The organism is Ruegeria sp. CDSA034 (genome assembly GCF_059612275.1).
Genome location: NZ_JBXWQH010000001.1, coordinates 383,573 through 397,747, shown reverse-complemented (window position 1 = coordinate 397,747; position 14,175 = coordinate 383,573). Strand labels below are relative to the sequence as shown.

Sequence of the window (14,175 nt, the reverse complement as noted above, 5' to 3'; positions counted from 1 at the left end):
ATGGGAAACCTACCGCATTTTCAGCTGTTCATTGACGGCGCCTGGACCGAAGGATCAGCCTCGCAGGTGATGACGTCACAGAACCCGGCCACAGGCCAGGGGTGGGCCACATTCGCGTGCGCCTCGCCCAGTGATGTTGAACGCGCCATCGCCGCCGCCAAACGGGTTCTGGATGACCCGGAATGGCGGGATATGACACAGACCCAGCGGGGTAAGCTGCTGTATCGCCTGGCCGATCTGGTGGCTGAGAATGCCGCGCGTCTGGGTGAGTTGGAGACGACCGACAGCGGAAAGCTGTTGGCGGAAACCTCGGCACAAACCGGATATGTCGCGGATTACTACCGTTACTTTGCGGGGCTGGCAGACAAGATCGAAGGCACGGTCCTGCCCATCGACAAGCCCGACATGCACGTCTTTACCACACGCGAAGCGATCGGCGTCGTGGCCGCGATCGTGCCGTGGAATGCGCAAATGTTCCTGACCGCGACCAAGCTAGGCCCGGCGTTGGCTGCCGGGTGTTCCGTCGTGCTGAAAGCATCGGAAATCGCGCCCGCACCCATGCTGGAATTCGCCAAGCTGATTGAACAGGCTGGGTTCCCGTCCGGAGTTGTATCGGTTATCACCGGTGACGCCGAAAACTGCGCGATCCCACTGACCCGGCACCCGGATGTTGACCGAATTGCCTTTACGGGTGGGCCTGAAACCGCCCGCCATGTGGTGCGAAACTCGGCTGAGAACTTTGCGGTCACGTCATTGGAGCTGGGTGGAAAGTCGCCGATCCTCGTGTTTGAGGACGCCGATTTGGACGGTGCAGCAAACGGCCTGATCGCGGGTAACTTCGGCGCATCCGGTCAGAGTTGTGTGGCGGGCACGCGCGGACTCGTGCAACGGTCGATCTTGGGACCACTGGTTGAACGGATCGCCGAAAAGGCCAGCGCTATCCGGTTGGGTGATCCCCTGCAGCCGGAAACGCATGTCGGCCCGCTGTGCACGGCAGCGCAGGTGCGCAAGATCGAAGAGACTTTAGGCAAAGCGCGGGGGCAGGGCGCGACGATCCATTTCGGCGGAGAAACTGCAGACCGATCCGGAAATTACATGAATCCCACTTTGGTCGAATGCGTGTCACCCGAGACCGAAACCTTGAAGATCGAAATGTTCGGACCTGTCATGTCCTTGCTGCCGTTCGATACCGAAGAAGAGGCTATCGCGCTGGCAAACGGCACCCCTTACGGGTTGGGCTCGGGCGTGTTCACGCAGAACCTTGCGCGTGCACACCGTGTTTCGAAACGGATCAGGGCCGGTATCTGCTGGGTGAACACCTATCGCGCGATCTCTCCTATCGCGCCGTTTGGCGGGTTCAATCAGTCGGGATATGGCCGCGAGGCCGGCGTTGAGGCGATCCTGGATTACACCAGAACCAAGACCACTTGGATCAGCACCGCGCAAGAGCCGATGGCGAACCCTTTCATAATGCGCTAAGGATTCGGAAAGGCAGGGATTTCCGGAGGGAAGTGAGGGGCGCATGAAACTGACAAAACCGAACTTCCCACCACCGGCCGATGCCGCCGACCGCAAGGCCATTGCCCCAGTAATTTGCTACCCGCCGGACTCGTTGCAGCAGCCTGATCTGATTGGTTTGGGCCAACTGCGCGAAGGTGCCGTAAAGGTGGCCGAGGCCACTGCTGCCCCGCGTGACGCGGCATGCATTGATGTTCCGGCTGGCGCTTTCTTCAGGGTGGTTTCGGTCGACGGTCCTCAGGTTGGCGACCTGAACATGTGGAACAAGCATGACCTGACCGAGCGGTTCTATTCCGGCAAAACCCGCGCGCTGCACGGCACGCACCTGTCGACCGGAGACCGGATGTGGTCGAGCTTTCCAAACATGCGACCTATGGCGACGATCGTTGCCGATACTCTGGACTGGTACGGGTTCGATACCTATGGCGGATCGGTCCATGACGTGATTGGCACACGGTGTGATCCCTATACCGGGCGTTTGCTGTCGGGGGACGACTATCACTATTGCTGCCACTCGAACCTGACCCGCGCGCTGGCCAGCCATTGCGACCTGCCGCTGCATGAGGCCGAGATGCTGGTGCATGACGTGTTGAACGTGTTCATGTGCACTGGATTTACCCGCGATACCGGCCAATATTTTATGAAAGCCAGCCCGGTGCGTCCGGGCGACTATCTTGAGTTTTATGCCGAGATTGACCTGATCGTCGGCCTGTCTGCGTGCCCCGGCGGGGATTGTTCGTCGGAACATTCTTCGGATACCGCTGCCTGCCATCCGTTGGTGATGGAGGTCTATGACCCCGGCGAGAAAGCGCGTGCGGCGCATGTGCAACCGGATCGATCAAAATATGACCGCACGCACGGAACCGGTTAACGAGTCAGGCGCTGACCCAAACGGGTTAACATTCTGCAGCACATGTCCAACTGTTCGATTTCAAGAAACTCGTCCGCCTTGTGGGCCTGAGCTATCGAACCCGGCCCGCAGACGATTGCGTGAACGCCCAGTTTCTGGAACAACCCGGCCTCGGTCGCAAAGGCGACAACACCAGTGCCGTTCGCGCCCGTTAGTTCAGCCACCAAATCACGGGCCGCGTTTTCTTCCATGGGTTCAAGGCCTTCGACTTCGGCGATAGCCTCTTGCGTGATGCTCGAGTCGCTGTGGACCGCTTGCATCTCCGGCAGCAAAGAATGCCCCACGTAGTCCGCAAGGGTCTTTTTGACGAGGTCGGCGTCACTTGCTTGAACGGGTCGCATCTCCCACAAGACCTCGGCCTTGCTGGCTATGACGTTATGGGCAATGCCGCCTGAAATTTGGCCGATATTGACCGTCGTCCAAGGCGGCTCGAACCGGCTGTCGGCGGGTGCGCGGGACTTGAGGATATGGCGCAGCTCCAGCAGTTTGCTGATGTATCGCGCGGCATACTCCGCAGCATTTACCCCGTCATCGGGGGCAGAGCTGTGTCCCTCTAACCCGGTAAAACGGGTCGTATATTCAAAGCAGCCCTTGTGCCCCTCAATCACGCGCATCTCAGTCGGTTCGCCGATAATCGCGATGTCCGGAACGATGCCACGTTCAGACAGGTCGTCGACTAGCGTTTGCGCACCAAGGCAGCCGACTTCCTCGTCGTAGGTAAAGGCAAAGTGCAGCGGCTGGGTCAGCTTCCCGACATCCAGCGTTTCGCCGAAAGCCACCGCCGCAGCGATAAAGCCCTTCATGTCGCACGTGCCGCGACCATAGAGTTTGCCGTCACTTTCCGCCAACTTAAACGGATCGGTCGTCCAGTCCTGATCGGCCACCGGTACCACGTCCGTATGGCCGGACAAAAGGATGCCGCCGGGTTGATCCGGCCCGACGGTGGCAAACACGTTCGCCTTTGCACCGGTCTTGTCCCGCGTCTCGATACACCGTGCACCCAATGCCTCGAGCCGTTCGGTCAGATAGCTGATCATTTCCAGATTCGTGTCCGCTGACACCGTCTCAAAAGCGATCAGGTCGGCTAGTATTTCCATGGTTCTGGGTAAAGTCATGGCTTCACAAACAGCTTTCTGGGGCGGTCGCAGAAACATTCGGCAGGTCCGGAATCTGTGATGAGGATCGGCTCAGTGATCTCCAACCCCCAATCATCCATCCAGAGGCCGGGCATGAAGTGAAAGGTCATGCCAGGTTCCAATACGGTCTCATCCTCGGGGCGGAGAGAGATCGTGCGTTCGCCCCAATCGGGTGGATAGCTGAGGCCAATCGGATACCCGCATCGCGCGCCGCGCTCGATACCCGCCCGTTCCAGCGGGGCAGCCAGAGCCAACGCGATATCACGCGCCTGATTGCCAGCCCGCGCGGCCTTTAGTCCCGCTTCAAGCCCTTCTACCAGCGCGGCTTCAGCACGAAGCAAATAGTCGGGTGGCTTACCCAAAAAGACCGAGCGGCAGAAGGGCGCGTGGTAACGGCGATAGCAGCCTGACAGTTCGAAAAATGTACACTCTCCGGATTTGAATGGTTCACCATCCCAAGTCAGGTGCGGTGCAGCGGCATCCGGGCCGGACGGGAGCAGCGGCACAATGGCTGCGTAATCGCCCCAATCCTCGCCAACTCCGGTGACTGCGTCATGGTAGATTTGCGCGACGAGGTCGTTCTTGCGCATACCCGGTTCGATGCGCTCCAATACGCCGTCGGTCACATGCTCGGATATCCGGGCAGCTTTTCGCATTAGCGCAATTTCCTCATCGGATTTCACGGCACGCTGCCAGTTCACCAATGTGTTTGCGTCGACCAGCTCTGCGTCGGGCAACTCCGCCAGCAAAGTCAGGTGCGCTTTGGCTGAATAATAATAATTGTCCAACTCGACACCGATCCGCCCCTTCGCGATACCAGTATCCGCAATCAGCGCTGCCAGATCCTGCATGGGGTGACGCACGGTGGATTGTACGTATTCGTCCGCATAGCCGTGGATCCGGTCATTGGACATCCAAACAGTTTTACGCGCGCCGTTGGCATCCTGATTTCGGCCCCACCAGATCGGGTCGGCATCCTGAAGCACAAGTACCCCTTGATGCACATAGAACGACCAGCCCTCATAGCCCGTCAGCCATGCCATGTTTGAAGGATCTTCGACAAACAAAGCATCCAACCCGGCGGCTGCCATGGCGGCGCGGGTCTTTGCCAATCTGCGGTCGTACTCGGCGCGGCTGAAGGCCGGATCTGAATGGGGCATTTTAGGCTCCTGCCTTGGGCGAGTTTTGTTGACAGAACTTGACGAATGCGATCACGTCAATGGGCATCACGGGAAAGACACCAAATTGAGAATCTCACCTACCCCCCATCGCGGCGGCCAAAAGCTGATCAATGGCACTTGCTTGAGAATTGACGCAGGCGCGCAGGTTATCCGCTTTTTCTCTGAGGTCACGGAATGAGGGGGTTTGACACATCTGAGTTCGCAGCACGAACGGAACGCGCGCAAAACAAGATGCAAGCCTCTGGTCTGTCGGCCCTGTTGCTGACGACGGAACCTGAGGTCCGATATTTTACCGGCTACCTGACGCGGTTTTGGGAAAGCCCAACACGGCCCTGGTTTCTGATTGTACCTGCCAGTGGCAAGCCGATTGCGGTGATCCCTTCGATCGGGGCCGCGCTTATGGCCGAGACATGGCTCGACGATATCCGAACCTGGGCTGCGCCGGATCTGGCCGACGATGGCATTAGCCTTTTGGCTGATACACTTCGCGAGGTGACGCCCGACGACGCAAAGATCGGACTACCAGATGGGCATGAAACGCATGTCAGGATGCCGTTGGCAGACCTTCGACGTCTGCAACAGACAGTCGGTCAGCGAGACCTTTGCGGCGATGAAGGGATCGTACGCGCGCTGCGGATGGTGAAATCATCAGCGGAGATTGCAAAGATTGAAACGGCATGCGCCATCGCTGGGCGTGCCTTTCAGCGGGTGCCCGAAATCGCCAAAGAAGGCGTGGCGCTGGATGCTGTGTTCCGCGGGTTTCAAATGCTGTGCCTGGACGAGGGGGCCGATTGGGTTCCATACCTCGCGGGCGGTGCCGAACAGAGCGGTTACACTGACGTGATTTCCCCGGCATCTGATACGCTGCTGCAGCAAGGCGATGTCCTGATGCTGGACACCGGCCTGGTTTGGGATGGGTATTTCAGTGATTACGACCGCAACTGGTCGATAGGGTCCGCGAACGCACAGGTTAAGTCAGCCTATAGTGCATTGATTGAAGCGTCGGATGCGGCATTTGAGATTGCGCGCCCGGGCGCCACGGCGGCTAACTTATTTCAGGCGATGAACTCTGTGCTGTCGCGCCACGATGCCGATACGGGGGCAGGGCGTTTGGGGCATGGTTTGGGTATGTCTCTGACGGAATGGCCATCTCTCATTCCAACCGACCACACAGTTTTGAAACCAGGCATGGTCATGACGCTTGAGCCGGGCATTGCCGTGGGCGGAAAGATCCTTGTTCACGAAGAGAACATCGTCATAACCGAAGACGAGCCCCGCTTTCTTAGCCCGCGCGCTGGTATGGAGTTGCCCGAGATATGACCCGTTTACCTTATACCGTTGATGCAGATGATCCCGCCACGCTCCCAATGGGTCTGATCGTCTTGCAGACAGACGAGACCCTTGAGCCAGAGTTCAACGCGTATTTTTCCGACCGTAGCTGCCCCATTTACGTCTCTAGAATTCCCAGCGGCAAAGAGGTGACGACAGATACTCTGGCGGAAATGGAAACCGCGTTACCTGCCGCTGCTGATCTGTTGCCCAAGACCCGACCATATCGTGTGGTTGGTTATGGCTGCACCTCTGCCAGCTCGGTTATCGGCTCGGATCAGGTCGAACAAATGGTTCAAAAAACTTGCGAGGCAGAGGTCGTTACAAACCCATTGCGCGCGGCCTCGGCCTGCGCCCACGAACTTGGTGTAGCAAAGTTCGCACTTTTGTCGCCATATATCGAAGAAGTGAACGATCCCTTACGCAGTGCATTTGCGCAAAATGGCATTTCGATGGATGTTTTTGGCACATTCGGCGAAGCCGAAGAGGCCAAAGTCGCGCGGATTTCACGGAAGTCTCTGATTGAGGCTGCAGTGAGTCTTGGGCAGGATGATTCAGTTGAAGCTGTTTTTCTAAGCTGCACGAATCTAAGAACTTTTGATGTTATTCCGATTGTACAGGAACACCTGATGAAACCGGTGCTTTCCAGCAATCAAAGCCTTGCGTGGCACATGCGCAAGTTGAATTCTGCCTGAAAACTCTGCTGCTTCTTTTTTAATCGTTACCCACGTGTCATATTTTGGTTGCGTGCCGCACCCTGCATGTCCTTAAATGGCCTCGACAAGTCTTTGAGATCCGGATGAACCGGGCAGGCAAGGACTGCACAGGGGAGACTAATCGGTAAATGTCTAATGACGCAGCGTTCGTCGAGTTTCAGCATGTCCAAAAATCTTATGATGGCGAGATCCTTGTTGTAAAAGACCTTAACCTTTCCATGCCGAAAGGTGAGTTTCTTACAATGCTTGGGCCCTCGGGTTCTGGCAAGACAACTTGCCTGATGATGCTGGCGGGGTTTGAAACAGCCACTCATGGCGAGATTATGTTGGACGGGCGACCGATCAACAACATCCCACCGCATAAGCGCGGTATTGGCATGGTTTTCCAAAATTACGCTCTTTTTCCGCATATGACGGTGGCAGAAAATCTGTCGTTCCCTCTGGAAGTGCGGAAAATTGGCAAGGACGCAAGGGAAGAAAAGGTCCGGCGGGCGCTTGATATGGTCCAGATGGGGGCCTTTGGCAGCCGTCGACCGGCGCAATTGTCCGGGGGCCAGCAGCAGCGGATCGCCCTTGCACGCGCGCTGGTGTTCGAGCCCGAGCTGGTTCTGATGGATGAACCGCTGGGCGCGCTCGACAAACAGCTGCGCGAGCATATGCAGTTTGAAATCACGCGTCTGGCCCATGAACTTGGGATTACGACCGTCTATGTGACCCACGACCAGACCGAAGCGCTGACAATGTCAGATCGCGTTGCGGTATTCGACGATGGACGCATTCAACAGCTTGCGCCGCCAGATCTGCTGTACGAAGAGCCTGAAAACAGTTTTGTTGCCCAGTTCATTGGTGAAAACAACACATTGGAAGGCGTTATTAAGTCAATCAACGGCGACGAATGTGTTGTGGCGCTGGATGACGGATCTGAAATTGACGCCAAGCCGGTCAATGTCCATGCGGCAGGTGATCGGACAAAAGTGTCAATCCGGCCTGAGCGGGTGGAATTCAACAAGGATCGCCTGCACGCCGATGCGCACACTCTGAAAGCAACGGTGAAAGAGTTCATCTACATGGGCGATGTCTTCCGCTTCCGTCTGTCGGTTGCCGGGAATGACGACTTCATCATCAAGACGCGAAACGCCCCGGACGCTATCAGACTGTCGCCGGGCCAGGAAGTCGAAATCGGCTGGCTTGCGCGTGACTGTCGGGCGTTGGACGCCTGATCAGGGAACAACCCGTTCACGACACCAAAGTGCGCGGGGAAAGGCATGGGTGGGTTACCCCGTGGCCCAACCAAAAAGATCAAAATTAACGGGAATAACAGGGAGTTAACGATGAAAGTAACAAAAACCACTCTTATGGCAGGTGCTATCGTGGCAGTTGCCGGCGCTGCATCCGCAGAGGAAATGACTATTGTCTCTTGGGGCGGAGCTTACTCCAAGTCGCAGCTGAAAGCATATCATGAGCCCTATTCCGAGAAGAGCGGCGTCACGATCCTGAACGACGACAGCTCGGCTGAGGCGGTTGCTAAACTGCGTGCGATGAACGAAGCAGGCAACATCACCTGGGACGTGGTCGACGTTGTGGCGGCAGACGCAATTCGTCTGTGTGACGAAGGCCTGGCGCTGGAAATCGATCCGGACACCATGTTGGCACCGGCACCCGACGGAACCTCGGCTGCTGATGATTTCGGTGACTTGCTTGTCAGCGAGTGTTTCATTCCGCAAATCGTTTACTCGACTACATTCGGGTATCGTACGGATCTGGTGGGTGACACACCGCCGTCGGATGTTTGCGCAGTCTTCGATCTGGAAGCCTATCCAGGCAAGCGTTCACTTGAAAAGCGTGCCATCAACAACATGGAATGGGCTCTGATTTGTGACGGCGTGGCAAAAGACGACGTCTATGACGTGCTGGCGACTCCGGAAGGGCAGGATCAGGCCCTGGCCAAGCTAGGCACCATCAAAGACAACGTTGTCTGGTGGTCTGCAGGCGCGGACACGCCGCAGTTGCTGGCGGACGGCGAGATCATCATGGGTTCGACCTATAACGGTCGCCTGTTCAGCGTGATCGAAGAGCAGAAGCAACCCGTTGCAATGCTGTGGGATGCTCAGATATTTGATCTGGACGGCTGGATTATTCCTGCTGGTCTGAGCGAAGAGCGTCAGAAGCGCGCGCTGGACTACATCATGTTCGCAACCGATACGCAGCGCCTGGCGGATCAGGCCAAGTACATCTCGTACGGTCCGGCACGTGCATCTTCGGCGCCGCTGGTGGGTCAGCACGCGGACCTGGGCATCGACATGGCACCTCACATGCCGACCGATCCCGAGAACGCCAAGAACACGTTCCTGTACAACTACGAGTTCTGGGCTGACTATCGTGATGATATCGAAGCAAAGTTCCAGGCTTGGCTGGCGAAGTAATCGCTGATTGAACCAAAAAACCAGCCGGGGCCAAGTTAGGCCCCGGCGTCAAAAAATCAGGGAACGCAGATGAGCGACGCAACTCAATCAGGTCCGATGTTGGCGGCAGATGGTACGCCGCTGAAGAAATCACTGGCGCGTTCATTGCGTCGGCGTAAATTGCGGGCGTTGGCTCTGGTTGCGCCACTTTTGCTATTTGTACTGCTATCATTCGTCATACCTATCATTTCCATGCTATTCCGATCGGTCGAAAACGGGATTGTCTCAGAGACACTTCCTTTGACAGTCGTTGAGTTACAGCAATGGGACGCCGAGAGCGGGGAATTGCCGGACGAAGCTTTGTATGAAGCATTTATTCGCGACATGGTTGTTGCCGTTGACGCCAAGCAACACACAAGACTAGGTACCCGCTTGAATTACGAACAGACGGGAATGTCGTCGATGTTCCGAAAATCTGGACGCCAAATCAAGCGGTTGGATCCGGAAGCTGACGCCCCGTTCAAGGAAAAATTGATCGAAATTCACGATGGCTGGGGGGACGTGGACACGTGGCGCGTGATCAAGACGCACGCGGTGCCGATCACCAATGGATACTTTCTGAACGCTATTGATATGCAGCGCACACCCGAAGGGGCGCAAGCGCAACCCGAAGATAAGCGCATCCTCATCAAGCTGTTCGGCCGGACATTGTTCATGTCGCTGATCATTACCGGGGCCTGTATTCTGCTGGCCTATCCAGTTTCTTACCTGCTCGCCAATCTGCCGATGCGGGCTTCAAACATGCTGATGATTTTGGTGCTGTTGCCATTCTGGACCTCGCTGCTTGTGCGCACCTCCGCCTGGAAAGTGATGTTGCAGCAGCAGGGTGTGATCAACGAAACGCTGGTCTGGCTGGGCTTTGTTGCCGATGATGCGAGGCTGGTGATCATCAACAATCAATTCGGCACGATCATTGCGATGACGCATATCCTGCTGCCGTTCATGATCCTGCCGATGTATTCGGTCATGCAGACGATTCCGCCTTACTATACCCGCGCGGCCAAATCCATGGGCGCCACAAACTGGACGACCTTTTGGCGGATTTACTTTCCGCAATCGATACCGGGTATCGGTGCGGGTTCGATCCTCGTGTTCATTCTTGCCATCGGGTACTACATCACGCCCGAGATCGTTGGCGGCACCAAAGGTGTCTTCATTTCGAACCGGATTGCGTACCACATCTCATCCTCTCTGAACTGGGGACTGGCTGCGGCGCTGGGGACGATCCTGCTGGCGGTCGTTCTTCTACTCTACTGGTGCTACGACAAGATCGTCGGCATTGATAACGTCAAGCTGGGATAAAGAATATGGCTGCACTTACACCAATATCCCGCAAACCGTTGTCCGTGGTTCTGCCGGCTGTCGCAATCGCCGGAGGATTTCTGGGCATGTTCGTCGGAGCCGGGCAGGACAACGTTCTGCTGGGCATTCTGATCGGCGCTGCTTTGATGGCAGGGCTGGCATGGCTGTATATCAACGTGCTGGACAACGAACGCGTTGCGCGCTGGATTACGATACTGGGTCTTGCTGCAATTGGATTTTTCTTCGCAGGCATTACGGGCTTGATCGTCGGGCTGCTGGCGGGGTGGTTCTTTGCCTTCTTCATCTTCTGGCTCTACGAGGGGCGCTATCGGCAAAAATTGCTGCCTTACATGACGGCTGGTCAGGTGTTGTGGCATTTTACTTTCCGGGTGATCTGCGGGGCAATCTTCGTGTTCCTGATCACGCCGATCCTTGTGGTACTGCCGCTGTCTTTCAATGCGCAGGACTTTTTCACCTTTACGCCCGAAATGCTGCGTCTGGACCCTGAAGGGTATTCGCTGAAGCACTACCGCGACTTTTTCACCAACAATGAATGGCAGCGTAGCTTCAAGAACTCGCTGATCATCGCACCAATTGCGACCATCATTTCGGTATCGCTGGGCACTCTGGCGGCGATAGGCCTCAGCCAGTCGCATGTTCCGGGGCGTCGGGCCATCATGGGCATTCTGATCTCGCCAATGATCGTTCCGCTGATCATCTCGGCCACGGGTATGTTCTTTTTCTACAGCGACATCGGCCGTTTTTTGGAAGGTACGCTGGGCATGAACAAGAACTTCGTCGGCTATGTGAAAGTCGTGCTGGCCCACGCAGTTCTGGGGATTCCCTTCGTCATCATCACGGTGACCGCAACGCTGGTCGGGTTTGACCAATCCCTGACGCGGGCTGCTGCGAATATGGGTGCAGGTCCGGTGCGGACGTTCTTCAAGATCCAGATGCCGCTGATTTTGCCGGGTGTAATCTCGGGCGGATTGTTTGCCTTCATCACTTCGTTTGACGAAGTTGTGGTGGTTCTCTTTGTCGGATCAGCCAGCCAAAAGACATTGCCTTGGCAGATGTTCACCGGCCTGCGTGAACAGATCAGCCCGACCATTCTGGCCGTTGCGACCATCCTTGTCGTGATCTCGATCGCGCTGCTGACCACGGTCGAACTGCTGCGGCGGCGATCTGAACGTCTGCGGGGGCTCAGCCCGGCTTGACGCGACTCAAAAGCTGATTTAGCGATTTCACCATGCACCCCGGTCACGATGGCGTCGTGACAGAACGCGGGGTGCATGGCTCTCGGATCCCGAGGCCGCTCGTCCTGAACGCCGGGACTTGTGGCCGGGCGATGCCAGTCCGGCGTTGAGGAGAGTCAAAGATGAAAGATATGAACAACCGCCCCGAGTTTTTCACCTGCCACAACGGTGACAAAGCGCCGTTGCCATTCAGCCGGGCTGAATACGACCGTCGCCTTGCCAGCCTGCGCGCGACCATGGCGGCAAGGGACATTCCCGCAGTTCTGCTGACGTCGATGCAGAACATCGCTTACTACTCGGGCTTCCTGTACTGCTCGTTTGGCCGCCCCTATGGCTGTGTTGTAACGCAGGATGCTTGTACTACGGTTTCGGCCAATATCGACGCCGGGCAGCCCTGGCGCCGGTCGGTCGAAGAGAACGTGATCTACACCGATTGGAAGCGGAACAATTACTGGCGCGCTGTAGCCAGCCTGATCGGCTCCGCCCGCCGGGTCGGTATCGAGGGTGACCACATGACACTGGCAATGCGCGACACTGCGCTGGACATGTTGGGTGGGCCGGAACTGGTCGATATCGCGCCTGATACGATGGCTGCACGGATGGTGAAGTCAGCCGAAGAGATCGAATTGATCAAAGGCGGCGCGCGTACTGCGGATGTTGGTGGCGCGGCTATCCACGCCGCGATCCGTGAAGGCGCGACCGAGATCGAGATCGCCATGGCCGGACGTGACGCGATGGAGGCTGAGATTGCCCGCGCCTATCCGGATGCCGAATACCGCGACACATGGGTTTGGTTTCAGTCAGGCCTGAACACGGATGGTGCACATAACCCGGTCACCAAGCGTGCGTTGGAAAAGGGCGATATCCTATCCCTGAACACTTTCCCGATGATTTCAGGTTATTACACAGCGCTGGAGCGCACTCTGTTCCTGGGCGAACCCGACGCCGAAAGTCTGCGCATCTGGAAAGCGAACGTTGCCGCGCACGAACTGGGTCTGAGCCTGATTAAACCCGGCGCGACCTGCTCGGGGATCTGCGAAGAAATCAACCGCTTCTTCGCTGACGAAGGCCTGCTGCAGTACCGGTCCTTCGGGTACGGGCACTCTTTCGGTATCCTTAGCCATTACTATGGGCGCGAGGCGGGGCTGGAACTGCGCGAGGATATCGATACGGTTCTGGAACCGGGCATGGTCGTTTCAATTGAGCCGATGCTGTGGATTCCAGAAGGTCAGAAGGGTGCAGGCGGATACCGGGAACACGACATTCTGGTGGTCGAGGAAACCGGTGCCGAAAACATTACCGGCTTCCCCTATGGCCCTGAACACAACACGATCAGTGCTTAATTGATTTGGCAGGAAGGGCGATCAGCCCTTCTTGCCACGTTCGTGAAAGATGAACCCGATGAAGTTCAGCAGAACCTGAGCCGCCAATATCTGCGTGCTTTCGGTCGGGTCGTAATTCGGAGCCACTTCGACAAGGTCGATCCCGACTACGTCTCCGCGTTTTGCAAGCCCCTGAATTATCTCCAAGACATCATAGTACTGGAACCCGCCGTGGCTGGGCGTGCCAGTGCCAGAGGCGATGGACGGGCAGAATGCGTCGATATCAATCGTGACATAATACCGGACGCCTTCCGGGATGCGCGCCAACACGCCATCTGTACCAAGCTCGCGCACCTGCCGTACGGACAAAATGTCCGACCCGCGGGCGCGGGCGTCCTCATATCCTTCTTTGGCGGTTGACGACACGTTCCGGATGCCCAGTTGCGTCATGCCCGAAACATACGGTTTTTCAATTGCACGCCGCATGGGGTTGCCGTGTCCGGCGGTCACGCCATGCCGTTCGTCCACGAAATCCAGATGCGCATCAATTTGCACGACGTGGATAGGCCCGTTTTTCTCGCTATCGTTTTCGAAGGCGTTGATGCAGGGAATATTGACCGAGTGATCGCCGCCGATGGTGACGGGCAGGGCGCCTGCGTTCAGCATCTTTTCAACACCGAACTGGATGTTGGCGTGGCTTTCCTCGGTTTTGGTGTGGATGATATCCGCGTCGCCGATATCGACCATCCGGACCGAGCCATCCAAGTAAGTGGCATCATCCTCGTGGTCATATGCGCCGGCATGGCCGAAGCTGAACAGAGTTGACGCTTCGCGCACCGCACGCGGTCCAAACCGAGCGCCGGATCGCCACTGAGTTCCGAAATCAAAAGGCGCACCCATGACGGCGACGTCAGCATCGATTTGATCCCAATCCTCGACGTACGGAGCTTTGCCAAAGGTCGATATGCCCACAAACGGCAGGTTCAGGCGACCGCCGGAATATCCATGAGACGTCATTGCAAGAATCCTGTTTATTGTTTTCC

The 14,175-nt window shown here is 56.9% G+C and carries 12 protein-coding genes; 9 read left to right on the top strand and 3 right to left on the bottom strand.

The features are described from left to right. Together AC2FLJ_RS01935 and AC2FLJ_RS01930 are read left to right on the top strand one after the other, a co-directional pair. Window positions 1-1,479: an aldehyde dehydrogenase gene (locus AC2FLJ_RS01935; RefSeq protein WP_496704311.1), complete on the top strand. Its 1,479-nt coding sequence runs from the start codon at window positions 1-3 to the stop codon at window positions 1,477-1,479. A gap of 43 nt (window positions 1,480-1,522) precedes the next feature. Next, complete coding sequence (locus AC2FLJ_RS01930; RefSeq protein ID WP_496704310.1) at window positions 1,523-2,389, top strand: urea carboxylase-associated family protein; 867 nt, start codon at window positions 1,523-1,525, stop codon at window positions 2,387-2,389. Here AC2FLJ_RS01930 and argE read toward each other — a convergent pair. Together argE and AC2FLJ_RS01920 are read right to left on the bottom strand one after the other, a co-directional pair. Further along, window positions 2,386-3,543, bottom strand: a complete 1,158-nt coding sequence (argE, locus tag AC2FLJ_RS01925; protein WP_496704309.1) for an acetylornithine deacetylase — start codon at window positions 3,541-3,543, stop codon at window positions 2,386-2,388. The two genes, AC2FLJ_RS01930 and argE, sit on opposite strands and share 4 nt — an antisense overlap. Then, complete coding sequence (locus AC2FLJ_RS01920) at window positions 3,540-4,724, bottom strand: M24 family metallopeptidase (protein WP_282151068.1); 1,185 nt, start codon at window positions 4,722-4,724, stop codon at window positions 3,540-3,542. The genes argE and AC2FLJ_RS01920 overlap by 4 nt, the downstream gene beginning before the upstream one ends. A 195-nt stretch (window positions 4,725-4,919) precedes the next feature. Between AC2FLJ_RS01920 and AC2FLJ_RS01915 the strand changes: the two genes are divergently transcribed. The 7 genes from AC2FLJ_RS01915 to AC2FLJ_RS01885 all read left to right on the top strand — a co-directional run bounded on the left by AC2FLJ_RS01915 (window position 4,920) and on the right by AC2FLJ_RS01885 (window position 13,153). Further along, window positions 4,920-6,065, top strand: a complete 1,146-nt coding sequence (locus AC2FLJ_RS01915) for a M24 family metallopeptidase (protein WP_496704308.1) — start codon at window positions 4,920-4,922, stop codon at window positions 6,063-6,065. Further along, complete coding sequence (locus AC2FLJ_RS01910; RefSeq protein ID WP_496704307.1) at window positions 6,062-6,769, top strand: maleate cis-trans isomerase family protein; 708 nt, start codon at window positions 6,062-6,064, stop codon at window positions 6,767-6,769. Before AC2FLJ_RS01915 ends, AC2FLJ_RS01910 begins: the two co-directional genes overlap by 4 nt. Window positions 6,770-6,918: 149 nt before the next feature. Continuing rightward, on the top strand, window positions 6,919-8,010 hold the full coding sequence (locus tag AC2FLJ_RS01905; protein ID WP_109311640.1) for an ABC transporter ATP-binding protein: 1,092 nt from the start codon (window positions 6,919-6,921) through the stop codon (window positions 8,008-8,010). Window positions 8,011-8,121: 111 nt separating this feature from the next. Continuing rightward, window positions 8,122-9,213 carry an extracellular solute-binding protein gene (locus AC2FLJ_RS01900; RefSeq protein ID WP_496704306.1) on the top strand — a complete coding sequence of 364 codons (1,092 nt, stop codon included), beginning with the start codon at window positions 8,122-8,124 and terminating at the stop codon, window positions 9,211-9,213. Between the two features lie 69 nt (window positions 9,214-9,282). Beyond that, window positions 9,283-10,554, top strand: coding sequence for an ABC transporter permease (locus AC2FLJ_RS01895; RefSeq protein ID WP_282118587.1), 1,272 nt, complete (start codon window positions 9,283-9,285; stop codon window positions 10,552-10,554). Window positions 10,555-10,559: 5 nt separating this feature from the next. Beyond that, on the top strand, window positions 10,560-11,771 hold the full coding sequence (locus AC2FLJ_RS01890) for an ABC transporter permease (protein ID WP_496704305.1): 1,212 nt from the start codon (window positions 10,560-10,562) through the stop codon (window positions 11,769-11,771). A gap of 161 nt (window positions 11,772-11,932) precedes the next feature. Next, entirely contained in the window at window positions 11,933-13,153 is a 1,221-nt protein-coding gene (locus AC2FLJ_RS01885; RefSeq protein ID WP_496704304.1) for an aminopeptidase P family protein, read from the top strand. A gap of 21 nt (window positions 13,154-13,174) precedes the next feature. Here AC2FLJ_RS01885 and speB read toward each other — a convergent pair whose 3' ends face one another. Continuing rightward, complete coding sequence (speB, locus tag AC2FLJ_RS01880) at window positions 13,175-14,149, bottom strand: agmatinase (protein WP_496704303.1); 975 nt, start codon at window positions 14,147-14,149, stop codon at window positions 13,175-13,177. Between the last annotated feature and the right edge of the window lie 26 nt (window positions 14,150-14,175).

Excerpts from the sequence above, each read along its gene's own strand:
- AC2FLJ_RS01935 (WP_496704311.1), top strand. The coding sequence starts at position 1 with ATGGGAAACCTACCGCATTTTCAGCTGTTCATTGACGGCGCCTGGACC.
- AC2FLJ_RS01930 (WP_496704310.1), top strand. The coding sequence starts at position 1,523 with ATGAAACTGACAAAACCGAACTTCCCACCACCGGCCGATGCCGCCGAC.
- argE (WP_496704309.1), bottom strand. The coding sequence starts at position 3,543 with ATGACTTTACCCAGAACCATGGAAATACTAGCCGACCTGATCGCTTTT.
- AC2FLJ_RS01920 (WP_282151068.1), bottom strand. The coding sequence starts at position 4,724 with ATGCCCCATTCAGATCCGGCCTTCAGCCGCGCCGAGTACGACCGCAGA.
- AC2FLJ_RS01915 (WP_496704308.1), top strand. The coding sequence starts at position 4,920 with ATGAGGGGGTTTGACACATCTGAGTTCGCAGCACGAACGGAACGCGCG.
- AC2FLJ_RS01910 (WP_496704307.1), top strand. The coding sequence starts at position 6,062 with ATGACCCGTTTACCTTATACCGTTGATGCAGATGATCCCGCCACGCTC.
- AC2FLJ_RS01905 (WP_109311640.1), top strand. The coding sequence starts at position 6,919 with ATGTCTAATGACGCAGCGTTCGTCGAGTTTCAGCATGTCCAAAAATCT.
- AC2FLJ_RS01900 (WP_496704306.1), top strand. The coding sequence starts at position 8,122 with ATGAAAGTAACAAAAACCACTCTTATGGCAGGTGCTATCGTGGCAGTT.
- AC2FLJ_RS01895 (WP_282118587.1), top strand. The coding sequence starts at position 9,283 with ATGAGCGACGCAACTCAATCAGGTCCGATGTTGGCGGCAGATGGTACG.
- AC2FLJ_RS01890 (WP_496704305.1), top strand. The coding sequence starts at position 10,560 with ATGGCTGCACTTACACCAATATCCCGCAAACCGTTGTCCGTGGTTCTG.
- AC2FLJ_RS01885 (WP_496704304.1), top strand. The coding sequence starts at position 11,933 with ATGAAAGATATGAACAACCGCCCCGAGTTTTTCACCTGCCACAACGGT.
- speB (WP_496704303.1), bottom strand. The coding sequence starts at position 14,149 with ATGACGTCTCATGGATATTCCGGCGGTCGCCTGAACCTGCCGTTTGTG.